Source organism: Paenibacillus vietnamensis (assembly GCF_020169515.1).
Classification (GTDB): Bacteria; Bacillota; Bacilli; order Paenibacillales; family Paenibacillaceae; genus Pristimantibacillus; species Pristimantibacillus vietnamensis.
The window spans coordinates 1-16,549 of sequence record NZ_JAHMHW010000008.1 but is presented as its reverse complement, the minus strand read 5'-3'; the positions used below and the strand labels follow the sequence as shown (position 1 = coordinate 16,549).

At 52.4% G+C, this 16,549-nt stretch carries 11 protein-coding genes; 1 reads left to right on the top strand and 10 read right to left on the bottom strand.

Annotation, left to right across the window (positions count from 1 at the left end):
* Positions 1 to 16: 16 nt before the first annotated feature.
* The 9 genes from KP806_RS16340 to KP806_RS16300 all read right to left on the bottom strand — a co-directional run bounded on the left by KP806_RS16340 (position 17) and on the right by KP806_RS16300 (position 13,975).
* A complete protein-coding gene (locus KP806_RS16340; protein WP_224724786.1) occupies positions 17 to 640 on the bottom strand; it encodes a Yip1 family protein in 624 nt (207 codons plus the stop codon).
* Positions 627 to 2,066, bottom strand: coding sequence for an SMP-30/gluconolactonase/LRE family protein (locus KP806_RS16335; RefSeq protein ID WP_224724785.1), 1,440 nt, complete (start codon positions 2,064 to 2,066; stop codon positions 627 to 629). Before KP806_RS16335 ends, KP806_RS16340 begins: the two co-directional genes overlap by 14 nt.
* A gap of 20 nt (positions 2,067 to 2,086) precedes the next feature.
* A complete protein-coding gene (locus tag KP806_RS16330) occupies positions 2,087 to 2,950 on the bottom strand; it encodes a carbohydrate ABC transporter permease (RefSeq protein ID WP_224724784.1) in 864 nt (287 codons plus the stop codon).
* A gap of 5 nt (positions 2,951 to 2,955) precedes the next feature.
* On the bottom strand, positions 2,956 to 3,828 hold the full coding sequence (locus tag KP806_RS16325; protein WP_397376413.1) for a carbohydrate ABC transporter permease: 873 nt from the start codon (positions 3,826 to 3,828) through the stop codon (positions 2,956 to 2,958).
* A gap of 114 nt (positions 3,829 to 3,942) precedes the next feature.
* Complete coding sequence (locus KP806_RS16320) at positions 3,943 to 6,807, bottom strand: extracellular solute-binding protein (RefSeq protein ID WP_263575747.1); 2,865 nt, start codon at positions 6,805 to 6,807, stop codon at positions 3,943 to 3,945.
* Between the two features lie 165 nt (positions 6,808 to 6,972).
* The gene (locus KP806_RS16315) at positions 6,973 to 8,415 is read right to left on the bottom strand and encodes an ABC transporter substrate-binding protein (RefSeq protein ID WP_224724970.1); all 1,443 of its coding nucleotides are present in this window, start codon (positions 8,413 to 8,415) and stop codon (positions 6,973 to 6,975) included.
* A 396-nt stretch (positions 8,416 to 8,811) separates the two neighbouring features.
* Positions 8,812 to 9,840, bottom strand: a complete 1,029-nt coding sequence (locus tag KP806_RS16310; RefSeq protein WP_224724782.1) for a LacI family DNA-binding transcriptional regulator — start codon at positions 9,838 to 9,840, stop codon at positions 8,812 to 8,814.
* A 142-nt stretch (positions 9,841 to 9,982) separates the two neighbouring features.
* A complete protein-coding gene (locus tag KP806_RS16305) occupies positions 9,983 to 12,784 on the bottom strand; it encodes a beta-galactosidase (RefSeq protein ID WP_224724781.1) in 2,802 nt (933 codons plus the stop codon).
* 204 nt (positions 12,785 to 12,988) lie between these two features.
* Positions 12,989 to 13,975, bottom strand: coding sequence for a Gfo/Idh/MocA family protein (locus KP806_RS16300; RefSeq protein WP_224724780.1), 987 nt, complete (start codon positions 13,973 to 13,975; stop codon positions 12,989 to 12,991).
* Positions 13,976 to 14,133: 158 nt separating this feature from the next.
* Here KP806_RS16300 and KP806_RS16295 point away from each other — a divergent pair, with 158 nt between their 5' ends.
* Entirely contained in the window at positions 14,134 to 15,528 is a 1,395-nt protein-coding gene (locus KP806_RS16295) for a DUF5808 domain-containing protein (RefSeq protein WP_224724779.1), read from the top strand.
* Positions 15,529 to 15,530: 2 nt separating this feature from the next.
* On the opposite strand, the gene KP806_RS16290 is transcribed toward KP806_RS16295, so the two are convergent.
* A complete protein-coding gene (locus KP806_RS16290; protein ID WP_224724778.1) occupies positions 15,531 to 16,124 on the bottom strand; it encodes an AAA family ATPase in 594 nt (197 codons plus the stop codon).
* Positions 16,125 to 16,549: the final 425 nt, after the last annotated feature.

Here is a 16,549-nt window from a genome sequence, read left to right as displayed (position 1 = left end):
GCTTGGCCCCCTTTCTTTATGATCGCAATGAAAGCTCCTGATAGATCGTATACACAAAACTGACGATTTGCTGGATCAGGCTGAAGAACAGCAGCCCCAGGAAGATAATGACGCCCATGACCACGACGGTCAGCAGCATCGTAAAGATCGTTTTTGTCACCGTATACTGATGAATGGTCATCGTGCCGACGAACAGCAGCCACATAAACCAAATCGCAGCTGCGGATTCCAGCAAATAATAGAACGAAGCTTCTCGCAGCGTAATCACGTTGCTGAGCAGCATATTTGGCAAGTAGACCAAAATCAAAGGAAGCATCGCATAACCCGTCGCAATGACGATCTCTTTGAATTTCCCTTCCCCGTCCATCAGCGTGGTGAGCGACCAGTTCGCGATGCACCAGAGCAGAAACGGAAGAACGATGTATTTCAATTCATCGATGCTGTTTAATTCAAGCGGATGATTGAAATTAACGACGTAGCCGGCATACTGCCGTTTCAGGATCATCGTCACCGTCACGGCGAACAAGATGACAAGCGCGATCCGGAGCTTTCCTTTGTTCTCGTATTTCAGATCCCAGAACCCGTCAAACGGATGGAAGGCGACGTGCAGCGAGTATCTAGCTTCTTTAAGAAACCGCATCCTGCTTCAAGCCCCCCTTTCTCAGTCTCAAGCCCCGGCGAACGGCGAAAATAGCCAGTATAAGCGCGATGCAGGCCGTCATGTAGGTTCCGAAGTACTCACGCATATATTCCCTGCGGTATTTTGTCAGCGCCTTGGAATAATACTCTCTGTCGTTGCCCAGCTTCAAATAATTCATCGCCTGCTTGTATTCGCCCTGACGCAGCATCGACTTGCCGATTCCGATGTAGGCCATCTCGTAATTCGCATCCAGCCTAAGCACCTCTTCCCACAGCTTCGCCGCCTCGTCATGCTTCCCTATGCTGTATAATCCGTTTGCCTCGCCTACCAGGCTTCCGAATTTGGTCGCGGTAAACTCGGTAATTCTCCCCAAATCGCGGTCGAGAACAAGGATCCGGTTTTCGAAGCTTTCAATCGCCACCGGATTTTTGAACGTGCCCGCTTGATTGCCGAGCTGGCCGATCACATACAGCAGATTGCCGTCTTCGTTATAAGTGAAAATCCGTCCCCGGGTCGAATCGAGCGTCCGGTACACGCCGTTTCCGCTTACATCGATGTCGATGAAAGCCGACCGGTTGATGCTCAAATCGCCGACCGGACCTATATTCCCGTTGACGCGCAGAACATCGATGCCGGAAGGGTTCAGCCTTTTGACAGGAGCGGACGTTTGCTTGTCGGCTGTAGTCGTATAGATAAAGCCGTCCGTATCGACATCCAAATTGTTAAATTCGATCGGAACAAACCGGATCAGCTTCTCCCGCTGCTCTTTTGTCGAGACCGTCTTCCAGAATAAATCGACCGGATCGAATTGCACCCGGTTCGTCCCCATAAATCCGGTGAAGCCGCCGTCGCTGTCGAATTCGATGATACCGTCGAAGACGCCTCTGGCAACCACGTAAATGCGCCCGGCTTTATCCACGATTACCTTTCGCGGGAAATATTCGAAATTGTCGCTGATGACCTCCGATTTCGGAGCTCCGATTTCCCTGACGAAAACGCCGCTGCCGTCGAGCTCGACTACACGCCTGTTCTCGGTATCCGCCACATAGATATGACCATCGGCGGTTACGAAGATCCCTTCCGGATTTTTGAAGGCGTCCTGCTTGCCGTTATTTTGGAAGCTCTGAATTTGGCGGACCGCCTTCCACTGGCTGTCAAGCACCACAATCCGTCCGTTTCCGGAATCCAGTACGTACAAATTGCCGTCCGGCGCCGCGAAGATGTCGTTCGGCGCGGTCCATTGGCCGATGCCCAGTTCCTGTCCCGTTACCGTCTTGGAAGGAAGATAAGCAATCGGCGATTGAACGGCCTCACCCCAATACGAATAGGTATATCCTTCGTAAGGCGACGCTTGGGCCGGCTTCGGACTTAAGCCGGCGGCTATCAACAGAGCCGCCAGGACCAGAATCGATCGCTTTATTATCAAACCTATACGCCTCCATCGCTTTAGTCCTTCATGCCGGACGAAGCCATCGTCTGAATCACATTGCTTTGCGACAGCACAAACGTCACGATCGGCACGGACATCATAATAACCGCTACTGCCGCCCCTACGCCCGCGCGGGCAATACCGCCCTGAATGATTTGGCCCATCGCGTAATGCATCGTCTTGAGCTGCTCGCTGTAAATAAAGCTGCCTCCATCCGTTCCCCACAGCATTTGCATCATCAGAATCAGAAGCGTCAGCCAGGCCGGCTTAACGAGCGGCATGACGACCTGCCAGAAGATCCGGTATTCGCTGGCGCCGTCGATCTTCGCTGCCTCGAGCAGCGCGTCCGGTATTTGCTCCATAAATTGCTTCATTAAATATAAGCCAAGCGGATAAGCGAACGCCGGTACGATGACCGCCTTATACGTGTCGATCCATCCAAGCGTCGACATAATCATATAATTCGGAATGGCCGTCACATGCGGAGAAAACATCAGCGCAAGAACAATGACCGAGAACAGCACTTTATGGCCGCGGAACTTGTGCTTGGCCAGCGGGTAAGCCGCCGCCGAAGCAAGCAGAATATGGCCTGCGGTGCCAGCTGCCGTAATAAAAAACGTATTAAAAATATAACGGGAAAACGGAACCCATGAGTTTTTCATAACTTGGAACAAATCCGCGAAATTTTCGAGCGTTGCATTCCTCACGAACAGCGTAGGCGGGAAAATGAACAACTCGTCAAGCGGCTTGAACGCATTATTGATGACATAAATCAACGGGACAGCCATAAAGGAACCGAAAGCGGCAAGCAGAAGGAACAGCATGAAATCGACCTGCCAGGACCGGTTCACTCTTTTTTTGAAATGTATGGCCAGCTTCATCTCGCCTATTCCCCCACCCTCTTGAGCAACTTTTGAACGGCCAGATTCGTGCCCAGCATCAGAATAAACAGAACGGTCGCGATTGCGGACGCATAACCCATTTCGAATCGGATCGTGCCGTAATCGACCAAGTGGGTGACGATCGTATGCGCCCCGTACTGCACGCTCGGAAAGCCCGCTAGAGCCATCGCGACATCCGCTACCGCAAGGGAAGCCGTAATCTGGATGACGGCGCCGAACATCAGCTGCGGTCTCATCGACGGAAGGGTAATATACCAGAGCTCCTGCCAGCGGTTTCTGACTCCGTCCACCGCTCCCGCCTCATACAGCGTGCGGTCGACCGTCTGCAGTCCGGCGATGAATGCCAGGAAGCTGGTGCCAAGGCTTAACCACAATTGAACGATGATAATGATCGTAAGCATATACTTCGGATCCTGCAGCCATTGAATCGGTTCGTAGATGAATCCGATCTTCATCAGAAAGCCGTTCATAATTCCATACGAATCGCTTGAAAAAATAATTTGCCAAATAAAGAACACGTTGCCCGAAATCGAAGGCGCAAAAAACACAAGCGTCATAAAAGCTCTGACCTTCGGGCTCAGCTCATTTATCAGCCACGCAAACACAAAGCAGGCGATATAGCTGACCGGGCCGGTGATGACCGCAAAAATAAGCGTATTTTTAAGTCCGATCAGAAACACGTCGTCGTTCCAAAGCAGCTTGGAATAGTTTTCCCAGCCGACCCAGCGCGGAAATTCAAGCATATTGAAGTTCGTAAAGCTGAAGAAGATCGAAATGATGACCGGGAGCACGGTGAATAACAGAAACAACACCATATAAGGAGCCAGCAGGACAAACACATGTTTATCCCGCTTCATATCCCTGACGAACAGCTCCCACTTCCGCTGCAGTCCGGCAGGGCGGCCCTTCGGCTGCAGCATGATCTCGGCCGCGATTTTCGTTTTCTGCAAAAGAGTCCCTCCCTAGCGCCTTCAGTCCAAATTAAACTCGTCCCTTTTTTGCGCGATTTCATAGTCGATTTCTTGCACATAGTCATACAAGGCGTCGGCGGTGTTTGTTCCGTTATTGATAACTTCCCGCAATGCGTTGTCCAGATGCCTTCCTGTGAAATATCCTCCCGGAACTTCCGGTACGCCTTGAACCCATTGCCATTGCTCCTCGAGATTGAGATAATCGCGCGCCGGCCACGGCAGCTCCTTAAGCGCTTCGATATTGGCGGTCGGGTAACGCGCCGCAGCGCCCATCAGCCCTTCCATCTCCCGGCCGAACCGCACTTGGGAATCCTTGCTGACCCACCATTTCATGAACTCCCAGGCTGCGTCTTTGTTTTGGGCCTGTTTGAGCATGATGGCGGCTGTCCCTCCGCTGGCGACGTCCCGGCGAATCGTGCCGTCCTGCTGCACCGTTCCCGGAACCGGAACAAATTCCCACAACCCTTTAATTTCCGGAGCCGATACCGTCAAATAGTTATAGAAGGTGTAATCCTGAATGCCCACCGGCATTTCGCCCGTCCGGAAACGCATCGGGAAATCAAAGATAAGCGGCAGCTTGTAGCTGGTGTAGAAGTCGGTCCATTTCTTGAACGCGCCAAGTCCGACCTCGGTGTCCAGACCGCTCTTGGCCCCGTCGTTCAGGTAGAAGGATCCCTTCATCTGGTACAACATCATGGCATACGCCCGGTTGACCTCCAGCACGGGGACGCCCGTCGCCTGGGCGATCGGCAGCGCCAAATCCATATGATGCTTTTGCAGCACCGGGATCATTGCATATACGTCATCCCAGGTTTGCGGCGGCTCCAGATTCAGCTCCTCCAAAATGTCCTTCCGGTAAAACAGCATATTGAAAATTTGCTGCTCCGGAAGAGCAAATACCTGTTCGCCGAACCGGTAAGGAACAATCGCACTGTCCCGGAACTGCTGAACGACCATCTCGTAATCCGGGAATTTCGACAAATCCTCGGCCGCATTCCGCATCCCGAAGTTGACAGGCACATCGTTGCCGACCTGCATCGCCACATCGGGGCCTTCCCCCGCCAGCGACGCGCGAAGCAGCACGTCCTGGTTAACGAGCTTCAGATTAACTCCGATACCGGTTAGAGGCGTAAAGCTGTCGTCAATCATCGCTTTCAGCACCTGCGCCTGATCCCGGCCCGTTCCGACCCATACCGTTATGGATTGTTTGTTCTCCGCCGTGTTTCCGATCGTATCGTAATCTTCAAAGAAGGAATGGAAGAAGGACGATACCTCGTGAACGACTTTTTTGGCGGCGGAAGCATTCGCTTTAGGCAGCTTGACGTCGGATGAAGCGAGCGTCAGATAATCGATTTCAAGCGGCTGCTCTCTGACCTGAAGGATCCAGGCGCCGACGCTGCCGACGTTAATCTTGAATTGAGCCAGCCGTTTTTGGACGGTTTCCGGCTTTTTCGCCATATCCTCCAGCTGATACGCCGTTTTGTTCAATACCGCGGTTTTATCGCTTTTCTCGCCCGTCAGGCGCACCAGCTCTTCCGATACGGCATTCAGAACTTCGCTTTGCTTTTGAAAGACGTCAACCATGTCGGGAATTTGTTTATCTAATTGATAATCCCGGTAAGGATCCGGCACATTACCGGTAATCATCAAGATTTTTCGATACATCGCATTAATTTCGAGCACGCTTGCTTCCACCTGGCGAATCAACGGCGCAATCGCGCCCAGGCTGACCTCAAGCCTCAGCTCATGCTTTCCTTTGGTCAAATAGAATAAGTAGGGCTTTTCCCCGTTGCCAAGCACATTCATCTGCCAGTCCGAGTCGTAATAAAACGGAATTTGCGTCATTTCCTGAAACGGGATTTCCCCGTCAATCCGAAGTGAGCGTGTAGAATAAATGCCCCTCAGCAATTCTTGTCTGTTTTTAACGGCAATCCGGTATAATCCGTCCTCCGGCGCTTCGATCTCCCATGCGATCCACTGGCCCGGTACTCTCCAGTTGTTGCCGCCGATCGTATTCATTCTGATCTTCGATACGTTATAAGGCTCTGTAGACGGACTGGAACGGTCGGGAATCGGATATAACGTCGGGGACGATTTGTAAGAGGCCTGCTCGCCCTGAACCTTGATCAGTTGCCCGCTCGTTTCTGTATAACCTTTGGATTTGTAGTCTGCCTCCACCTCTTCGTAAGCAGGAGGCGCATCGTACCGGTACACTTTTAAGTAGTCGATCGCCACCGGCTCTCTGGAAGACACAAGCGTCAGCGTATGCTTGCCCTCAGAGAAATAGAAAACATACGGTTCATCGTAATAGCCTTCGGTATCTCTAAAAAGCGACTCTTGCCACATCGGCGCTTCGACCTGACGCGGCCGCAGCTCGTTGCCCCTGTTATCCTGCGAGATTTGCTCGCTCTCGTTTTTCCATACGCGGTGAAACGTCAGGTTTCTGGCGCTGGCGAACGGCAGCTCTCCGTCGATAAGCAGCTCTCTTTCAATGGCGGAGCTTTTGCCTTCGATCGGAAAATACCGCATCGCGATATGATATAATCCGGATTTCGGAACCTCCAGCTCCCACTGAATCGAACCGCTCTCTTCCGTCTTGACGAACTCGCCCGATACTCCGCCGAGCTCGCTTATGATCTCGGGGCTCATGCCGTCAGCCTTTATGTAGTCCGCTCCACGGATGACGATTTCCTCCGCAGGCTGTTCTTCGTTTTTATATCGCTCCAAATAATTGTCGTAGCTGTTTTCTGAAACGTTCGTCAAGGAGCTCCGGCCGTCGCTTGGTTCGGCTTCGGTTTTTGCCGCGGCTTGAGCATGCGCCCCGCCGGACTGTGATATAGGGAAAACCAATATCGAGATCAGCATAGCGATGACCGTCGTCCACACGACCGTCATTCTGGAAAATGCGATTTTCACCTAATTCCCCCCTTCTGCAAACTAGCGGAATCTTGTTAAGCGGGCGGCTGCCCGGTATTCCGAACGCTGGAAGACCGGGCAGCCGCTGCTTCATGTATAAGTACGTTGCCGACTCTACTCTTTCGCGTCTTCCTCTTTCTCGGCTGCCGCTTCCTCAGCCGCCTTCTTCGCGGCATCTTCCTTCGCTTTCTCGCCGCTTAACACTTTTTCGGCAGCGGCTTGTGCAGGCCCGATCACTTGAGCAACGCCCGTGGACGGCGTAATTTCGCCTTTCACGAATTTGCCGGTAACGGAGTCAAGCTGCTCCTTAATGCCGAGACCGCCGAAGCGTCCGCCGAACACCCGCTGTACCAATCCCTCTTCATTCACTGCATTGGCGAGAGAGGTTTCATCCGGCAGCACATTTTCAAGCGACAGTCTGCGGTTTTCCTGCCAGTTGTCGAAGTCCTGCAGCTCTTCCCAAATTTTCACGATCGCATCCGCATCCTTGACGCCTTTTGGAATGACATAGGCCGCCGTCTGTCCAAGCGGATCGAGATACGTTGTTGCTTGAGGTCCTTTCGGGAAGTAAACGTAGCCCCACTCGTCCTTCAGCTTGTCGAGGATACGTCCCTCGATTTCCCACAAGCCGCCCGGATACATCGCAATGGTGCCTTCCGCGAAGTATTTCGCCGGATCCTCCCAGTCGTTGCCTTCGTTCTCCTTCACGACCTTATGCTCGTTGTACAGGCTGTGCTCGAAATTAAGCGCTTCCATAGCAGCCGGAGAATCGAAGGTCACTTTCTTGGTTGCTTCGTCGTAGATCGTACCGCCGTTGCTGGCGATCAACAGCTCGGAGAAAATATAGTGTGCGCCGGCCAAACCGAATTGGTCCGTTTTTCCGTCGCCGTTATTGTCCACGGTCAATTTCTTGGCGGCATCAAGCATCGAAGTCCAATTCCAGTTGTCCTCGTCCATCAGCTGCTGAGGATCCTTCAAGCCCGCTTCCTTGAAAATCCGTTTGTTGTAAAACATACCGCTGTCGTTCGGGTTGTACCAGCTTTCCAAGCCGATGACGTTCTCGCCGCCAAAACGCATCGCTTCGATGACGTCCGGAGCAACGCGCGAACCGTTCATATAATCATCAAGCGGTGTCAGGAATCCGCCCTGCATAAGCCCCCAGATAAATCCGTCAGGCAGCCGGACAATCTCTGCGAAAGGATCGCCCGCCATCACGGAGGAGGAAATCTTCTCTGGAGTCGACCAGTATTCGGTATTCAGATATTTGATTTTGACGTTATATTTTTCTTCGACCTTTTTGATTCTTTCGCGGGCCAATTCGTCCGCTTCGGAATCTCCGACCGGAGTGGCATCCCACCAGTGCGAAATCCGGATTTCTCTGCCGCCTAAATCGGCTACCGGAGCTTCGGCATTTTCGGTTGGTTCTGGAGCGGTCTCCGTTGCTGCCGGCGCTTCGGTTGGAGCTGCTGTATTTCCTCCGTTACTGCCGCTGCATGCAGACAACATCGTCATTACGGCGGCTAAAGAAAGTACGAATATCGGCTTCATGTTTTTCATCTGTTTCACTGTTCAGCACACTCCCCTTAATGAATGGTCAAACGATAAAAGCAAGATGGTTCGATCAAGCGTAAATGGTTAAAGAAATCCATTTAAAATTCAATAAACCGGATTCAGCCTCCTCATTATGTGATTTTATATAGTGGCGTTTGCCATTATATAGAATTTTAGTGAAACCTTTATTTCGGAAAAAACACCAAAGATAAACTTCCGAATTATATGTAAAGGCTTTCATGAAACCCATTTCATTATAGCTCGGTTCCATTCCTTGGTCAACAAAAAAGTTGAGTTTTTCTAATAACAAAAAGAGCAGCAAACCGGAGCGTCTTTCCGGTCACTGCTCTTCGTATAGGAATCAGCTCCGCTTACCGCCTTTCACCCGTCTAGGTTCCGGCATTACGGTCTTGGGGCTCCCGTGCTTTGCCGAACGATAAGCTGGGGGTCCAGCGTCGTAAGCTTCTTCACTTTCTCTTTGTTCATCATCGTTTTCAGCACCTTAACGGCCATCCTGCCCAGCTCATGCGCCTGCTGGGACACGGTCGTCAGCTCGGGTATAAAGTGGTGGGCCAGCGGGATATCGTCAAACCCGACGATAGACATATCGTCAGGAACCGCCAGTCCGGCTTCGGCAACCGCCTTGATCGCTCCGATCGCCGTATAATCGTTGACGCAGAACACCGCGGTCGGTCTTTCCTTCATGTCCAGCATCTTCAGCATTTGCCGCTTGCCCGATTCAATGGAGAAGCTGTCCGGCAGCAGCCATTCCTCCCGGATTTCTAGCCCCTCGTCCTTCAGCGTCTTGCGGAATGCCCGCAGCTTGATGGAGGTCGTCGTCATATGGCTTTCCCCGCCGATAAAGCCGATTTGCTTATGCCCGAGCCCGATCAGATGCCGGACCGCGAGAGCGGTTCCCGCCGCCTCGTCCGTGGCGACCCTGATCAGGTCCGTGTTGCGCAGGCCGCCATTGACCAGCACTGTCGGAATGACGCTGGCATGCTGCACGAGCTCCTGCACGAGATGGTCTTCGCATTGCTTTAAATTGATTCTTCCGCCCATAAAAATAATTCCGTCTACCCGCTTCTCTCGCAAAATGCTGAGGTACTCCGATTCCTTCGTATAATCGCCGATCGAATTGCTGAGCAGAAAGGTATGCCCCTCCTGCTGCGCCTCTTGCTCCGCTCCGGCGAATACTTCAGGGAAAAAGGGGTTGGTTAGGTCGGGCACAATAACGCCGATAATGCCGGTCTCTTTTTTGAGAAGGCTCCTTGCCATGGCATTCGGCTGAAAGTTATATTTTTGAATAAGTTCTTCAATCCTGGCACGGGTGGCTCCTTTTACCGGAGCGGTATCGTTCAATACGCGGGATACGGTCGCAACCGATACTTTTGCCTCTTTGGCAATGTCATATATAGTGACCTGTCTCAAGCCTAACCTTCCTTCCTGCTAACCAGTCTCGTCCCATTATAGCAAAATCGGACATGTTACGTCATGCACGATAACCACCGCAGGAAAAAAAGAGGCAGGCTCGTCGCTTCAACGATCGTTCCTGCCCTGTTTCATGTCCCGCTTACGCTTCCTCCAGCGTCTCCCAGCGCCGGTCCGACTGCTCGTCATAGAATAGACGTACCGAATCCGGCCGTCTGCCCTCTTCATCGAACAAAATCAGCTCATTGCCCGTGTCCTTTAGCCAAGCCAGCGGAACTTTGTAATCCTCCTGCGGCCCGATTTGCCAGTAGCGCCCCAGGTTGCGGCCGTTCAGAGCAATAAAGCCCTTGCTCATTCCCGTCATTCTCAGCTTCAGCTTCGGATGCGTGTCCTCCGGAACGGCAGGCAGATCGAACAGGCTGCGGTACCATGCCGGCCCTTCTTCTGCAGGAGGAGAGTTCTCCTCAAACCCTGCTTCATTTTCCAAAGGAACGACCAACCAGCCCCGCAGCTCCGTTGACTTGTCGTACGTCAGCAGCTCCAGCCGGCCGAGCGGCGCCTTGGCAACCGGCATTTCAATGGTGTTGCGTCCTTTGACCGCATAACCGGAAATGTCGACCGAATGATAGGCAAACCAGTTCTGGTAGCCCACCAGAGGGATCTCCCTGCCGTTAATCCGCAGGCCGCTGCTTAACGCTCCGACCAGGATGGCTCCGTGATTCTCCTGCAGCTCGAACGTTCGCGACAGCTCGGAAGGAAATGCTTCCGCATGAACCTCGTCCAGATGAACGCTATCTTCTCCGCTTACCCAGTCTCTCCGAAGGTCAATGGCCGAACCCTCACCGTACACCGGGCCGAATATTCCCTTTTCTTCACCCAAATACGGCGAAAAGTTAAGGCTGCCCATATGCTGCACAAGAAGCTGGAGCTTGCTCCGTCCCTTCGGCAGCTGTACGGCTGCATGCGCAGCACCGACCTGACGGATCATTCCTTGCTCGCGTCCGTCCACGAACAAGCGCGCAGAATCTTGAATGGCTGTGAACACAAGAGTGCTTTCCTGCTCCCGGTCGCTCTCGACGTCCCTGCTGTAGACGAGGTATCCGGATTCCTGCTGAAGCTCCGCAAATCCGTGCGGACGCTCAAGAAGCTCACCGTTTCCGAGGGAAAGAAGGCTTGCACTTTTCCGCTTCCACCAGGGCAAGCTTGGCGTGTGCAGCGGCTTGGTCGCCTTATCGGCATTGCTTTGGTGGTCACGGGTGAAGCCGCCTTTAACCCCCCAATCTCCCAAAAGGAGCGCTTCGCCGCCGCCGCTGCCGCTTACCCCTTTAATGCTGCCGTCTGCGTCAAAGTCGATATCTTCCCAGCCGATAGCCCAGCGGACTTCATCCCTGTGGAGCTTCCATGCCCGGTCCGACATATAGCCGTTTAACACAATCACTTCGACGCGCTGTCCGCCAGCCTTCAGGCCGATACGCTGCGGCGTCTGGAAGTGAAATATGTCCAAATGCAGCATCCGGCCGTCCGGACTGCTCTCATGCCGGATATGTAAATCGTTGCCGAACCCGATCGCCTGATCGGCTTCGAACACGAGCTGCGTACGCTGGCCGTCTTCTCCCGCCAAAATGACGGTTTGCACATCGCCGATCCGGTCGTTTCCGATCAGGAAACCGCCGCAAGTCAGCTTCATGCCCGGAACAATTTCCATCCGGTCGAGAACCGGCATGATCTGCCCCGGCTTGATCGACACGGAAAGCGTCCGGCCGCCTTCGAGCGTAATCGGAAACATTTCCTTCTCCTGTCTCGTGCTTTCGGCAAACCACAGTTTTTGGCCGTTCCACTCCCTGCCCTGAAGCCGGATCCCTTCCACGCTGCGTGCCTCGCTGCCGCCGATCGGCTCCGATTCCAACAAAAAGGCTGCAAGCGCCTGTGTAAACAGGGATATCTTTTTGGCCGTCCTGTATTTGGCCGTAATTCTGGCATATTCGGATAAAGGCGCGTCGTAATCGTAGGAGGTGACCATATAAATATCGCTGCTTCCTACCGTCCGCCCGCCGTAGCCTCCAAAGTTAGTGCCACCGAAAAACATATAATGGCTGATCCCGTCAAAGCCGGCGCGAATCGCCTCCATCATCCTCTTCTCGTACAAATCCGGCGTCTTCTGTGTAGCTGCCGGCGCTCCCCAATGCTCGAACCATCCCGTCCAAAATTCGGTCACCAGCTTCGGAACGTCCGGCTGCTTGCGCATCAGCTTCGCAAAATGACCGTCTGCGCCCGACCAGAAATTCGCTCCCTCGATCGTTCCTTCCAATCCGCCCTCGCAAGTAATAAGCGGAACATCGATTCCCCGTTCCAGCAAGCCGTCGCGAAGAGCCTTCATATACGACAAGCCCGCCGCGTCTTCGGCCAGATAGCCGTATTCATTCTCGACCTGTACGAGAATAACGGAACCGCCTTGCCTTATTTGGCGGGAACGGATGATAGGAACAACTTGGTCAAAATAAAGATTGACATAATGCAAATACGTTTTATTGTCGGTGCGGAACCGAATGTTTTCTTTTGTTTTCAGCCAGTATGGAAATCCGCCGAAATCCCATTCCGCGCAGATGAACGGCCCCGGACGCACGATCGCCCACAGCCCCAGCTCGGAGCATAAATCGAGGAAAGCCCCGAAATCGTTGTCGCCGCTGAAATCCCATTTCCCTTCTTCCGGTTCATGTACATTCCATGCTAAATAAGTATCGACGCAATTCATGCCCGCAAGCTTCGCCTTGGCCAGCACTTCCCGCCATTCCTGGCTAGGCATGCGGAAATAATGAATCGACGCGCTGTTCAGAAACACTCTTTCTTCCCCGATGATGAAGCTCTTCTCATCGTAACTCAGCTTAACTTCCCGCTGTACATTGTTCGTCGTTTGTTCTCCAGCGTTCATCAGCGTATAGGTCATGAATCCCTTCCCTTTCTGTTTTTACGCGCTTGATAGGCTGCAGCCATTTTATGAAACGGGTTTCATTAATGGCATTTAGATTATAGAACTAGTTTGGAAACGTTGTCAATGCCCCCATCCTGGCTATATACGATCGCGACCCTTTTCTAAATATGAAAAAAAACACTGCAAAACGCGAATATCGCGATCTGCAGTGTTTTTGGTTTACTCTCGGTCCGCTGGATACACAAGTCCAATCTGCTTTCTTGCCTCGTCCATAATTTCCATCGTAATCAAAGAATTCGCGAAGCTGTTCACCTCGGACTCCGTGCGTCCCAGCCGGATTAAATTGATAAATTCGCGCACTTCATAGTACATCGTCTTGTCGTCGGTCGGCTGCGAAATCGTTTCCGACTCGGCCCCGCGGTATTGAATTTCCACGAGGGAAGGCTCGCTTATTTTATCGATGACGATGCTGCCCTTCTCACCCTGAATTTCCGACGGCAGCGAGGAATGGGTAATTTTCGAATACATGATCACCGCATCCATCGACGGATACTGAAGCACGATGCTTCCCTCTCCGTCAACGCCGGATTCCAGCATAACCCCCGTTGCCTTGACCGCATCCGGCCTGCCAAACAGCGCAACGAGCGGATATACGCCATATACGCCCAAATCCATCAGCGCCCCGTTCGAGAACTCCGGCTTGAACGCGTTCAGTACGTTGCCTGCTTTATAAGCATCGTATCTCGAAGAATATTGGCAATAGTTTGCAAAATAACGCCGTACCGTCCCGATCTTCGGCAAGCTTTCCCCGATCGCCCGAAAGCCAGGCAGCAGCGTCGATTTGAGCGCCTCCATCAACAGCACTCCGTTTTCCTTCGCCGCTTCGATCATTTGGCGCAGCTCGCGCGCATTGGATGCGATCGGCTTCTCGCACAGCACGTGAACCCCTTTATTCATACAGGCAATAGCATGCCTCGCGTGAAAGGAGTTCGGGCTCGCAATATACACGGCATCCACTTCCCCGCTGGCGGCCATCGCCTCTACATCCGTAAAAATATGTATAGCGCCATGCTTGGCCGCAAACGCTCTTGCCGTTTCCTCCGACCGCGAATAAACCGCGGTTAACGAGAAGTCCTCCGCTTCCCTCGCCGCATCGAGAAAAGCCTCCGTAATCCAGTTCGTTCCGATAATTCCGAATCGTATCATGATTGCAGCTCCTTTCTCAACTATTATAGCCCCGTGCGCGGACGATGTCCAAGCCGGAGGATGTCCGAATTTTTGACAATCCGCCGTTTTTGTATTAATATCACTAGTTAAGCCATGACTGAAATCATTCATTCCCTTACCGAATAGGAGGAACCATCATGGATATGCTTTTTCTAGTCATTCCTGCCTTGCTCGCCTATGTCGCAATAATGGTTATGTTTTTGAACCAGGCGAAGCCGGGCAACCACATTCTGTTTGGCGTGGCGCTTCCTTCGAAGGCTCTTAAGAATCAGGCGATTGCACAACTTCAAGCCGCTTATAAGAAAGCTTATTACGTTTACGGCATCGTTTCGCTCGCGTCGATCTCACCTCTCTTTTTTTTGGTGAACTATATGTCCATGGGCCTGATTTATTTGTTTATTTGGTTTGCAGCCTTCATCTATACGTCAAAGCTACCATTCCACAAATTTCACCGCCTGACTGCCGCGCTCAAACGGGAGAAAGACTGGTTCGTCGGACAAAAAAGAGTCGTCCGCATCGATACTAAGCTCAATCTGCTCAAAAAATCGAAAACTCTGTCCCCGTACTGGTTCGTGATTCCTGCCGCGATCTCATTAGCTCTGCTCATCGCGTCCATTTCCAATGAAAGCTCCCTGCTCAAGGTAACCGGCATCTCGTCGCTTGTGATGACTGCTGTGCTGTTTGCCATCAATTCGGCGTTCAGACGCTTGAAGCCGAAGGCTTACAGCGGCAACCCAAATATCGATGACGCCATCAATCAGGCAGCCGCGCGGTACTGGTCCATCCTTTGGCTGTTTATGGCGGTTTTCGAAAGCTTGAACGCAATCGTCGCCTATTCGATTTTGACCAGCGGTCATTCCTCCGACTTCACGCTCTGGATGATCGGAGTCGTCATGGTGTCGTTCGTACCGCTCGGTGCCATTCTGTTCGTACATAGCAGAGTTCGCGCCTTGGAGGAAAAGCTGACCTTAACCGGCGGCGAAGGCTTGCCGGTCGACGACGACGAATATTGGATCAACGGCATGACCTATTATAATCCCGAAGACAAGTCCGTCATGGTTCCGAAGCGTACCGGCATCGGCACAACAGTGAACATGGCAACCCGCGCAGGAAAATGGATCCAGTACGGAAGCATCGCCCTGTCGATTGCGATTGTTCTGCCGCTTACAGCCTTTGCGGTTCAGTCAGAGCAAACTTCACCTACCCTGCAGCTTCGGGAGGATGACGTCGTAGCGATCGATTATCCTATGTATGATTACAGCTTCCCGATCGGCGAAATCCGTAAGCTGTCGCTCGAGGATACGCTGCCTTCGGGCTTTAGAACGAACGGAGCCGCAACGGCCCGCTATGCGCGCGGAAACTTCACGTTAGAGGAGCTGGGGGCAAGCAAGCTGTACGTGTTCAAAAACTCCCCTCCATACATCTTCTTCAAGCTCGACGGAGTGTATGTCGTCTTTAACGAAGAAGACCCGGCCGAAACTAAAGCTGTCTATGAAGAACTCCGTAAACGCGTGGATAACAAATCTTCCTGAGCTTACTTCGCCGGGCTATAAACGAATTGCTCCAAAGACGAAATAGCTTGGTCGCTAAGCGGCTCCGTGTTGTCGAAATACAACACGGACGAAGCCGAGATGCGCCATTTCAGCTCGCGCTTCGCAAGCGATCGTCTGAACTCGTCCCAGTGCTCAAGCTTCCACTGATCCAGGCTGGAGCCTCTCTGCACGATTCTGTTGTAATAAGCTTGTTCATCCGCAAGCGTGACGAATATTACTTTTACCTCAACTTCCTTCAGAGAGGCCCCGATGCTTGCGAGCTCTTGCTCGATCCAAGCCGGGGCCTCCGTTTCTTTCGTAAACGGTCCGATGACGATTGCATCGTTGCCGACCGAGATATTTTCCAGAGCCGCATCCATCGTAATCCGGTAACCGAGCTCGCGGCAAAGCCTCTTGTAATCCGACGAGTCTCGGTCCTCAGGGTCGAGCCCGGCCTGCGTCATGAGCGCTACCGCAGCCGGGCGCAGCAGCGTATCCATATCAAAGTAGGCCGCTCCGCTTCTGCCCGCCAAAGCTTTCGCCAGTGTCGTCTTCCCGGCTCCGGCTCCTCCCAACACAAACACTAATCTAGGCATGCCTTCATCCCTCTTTTCCATGATTCAATGCTGTTATGTGCTTTTATGCAATTTCGCCAAACGGGACTGATGCCTGTTCTGCTGCAATAAATACATTGGAAATCATTTAGTCTGACATCTCTTATCTGCTGCACTTTTTGCAGTGAATTCAAATATATTCAATCCTTGACTCACTATTAGTGGTGATCCGCTGCAAAAAGTACATGAGAACAACTCAGACTGTTTTCCATGTGAGGTTTTTAATGCAAAAAGTACACCCGAGTGGTCTCAGTAGTCCGAGTTTAGAAGATTGCACGTTGTGAAGTTCAAGGAGCATACTAAGTAATTACAAAAAAAACACCTTGCTTCGCAAGATGCTTGAGTTGAATAGATGGAGCGGAAGACGGGAATCGAACCCGCGACCCTCGCCTTGGCAAGGCGATGCT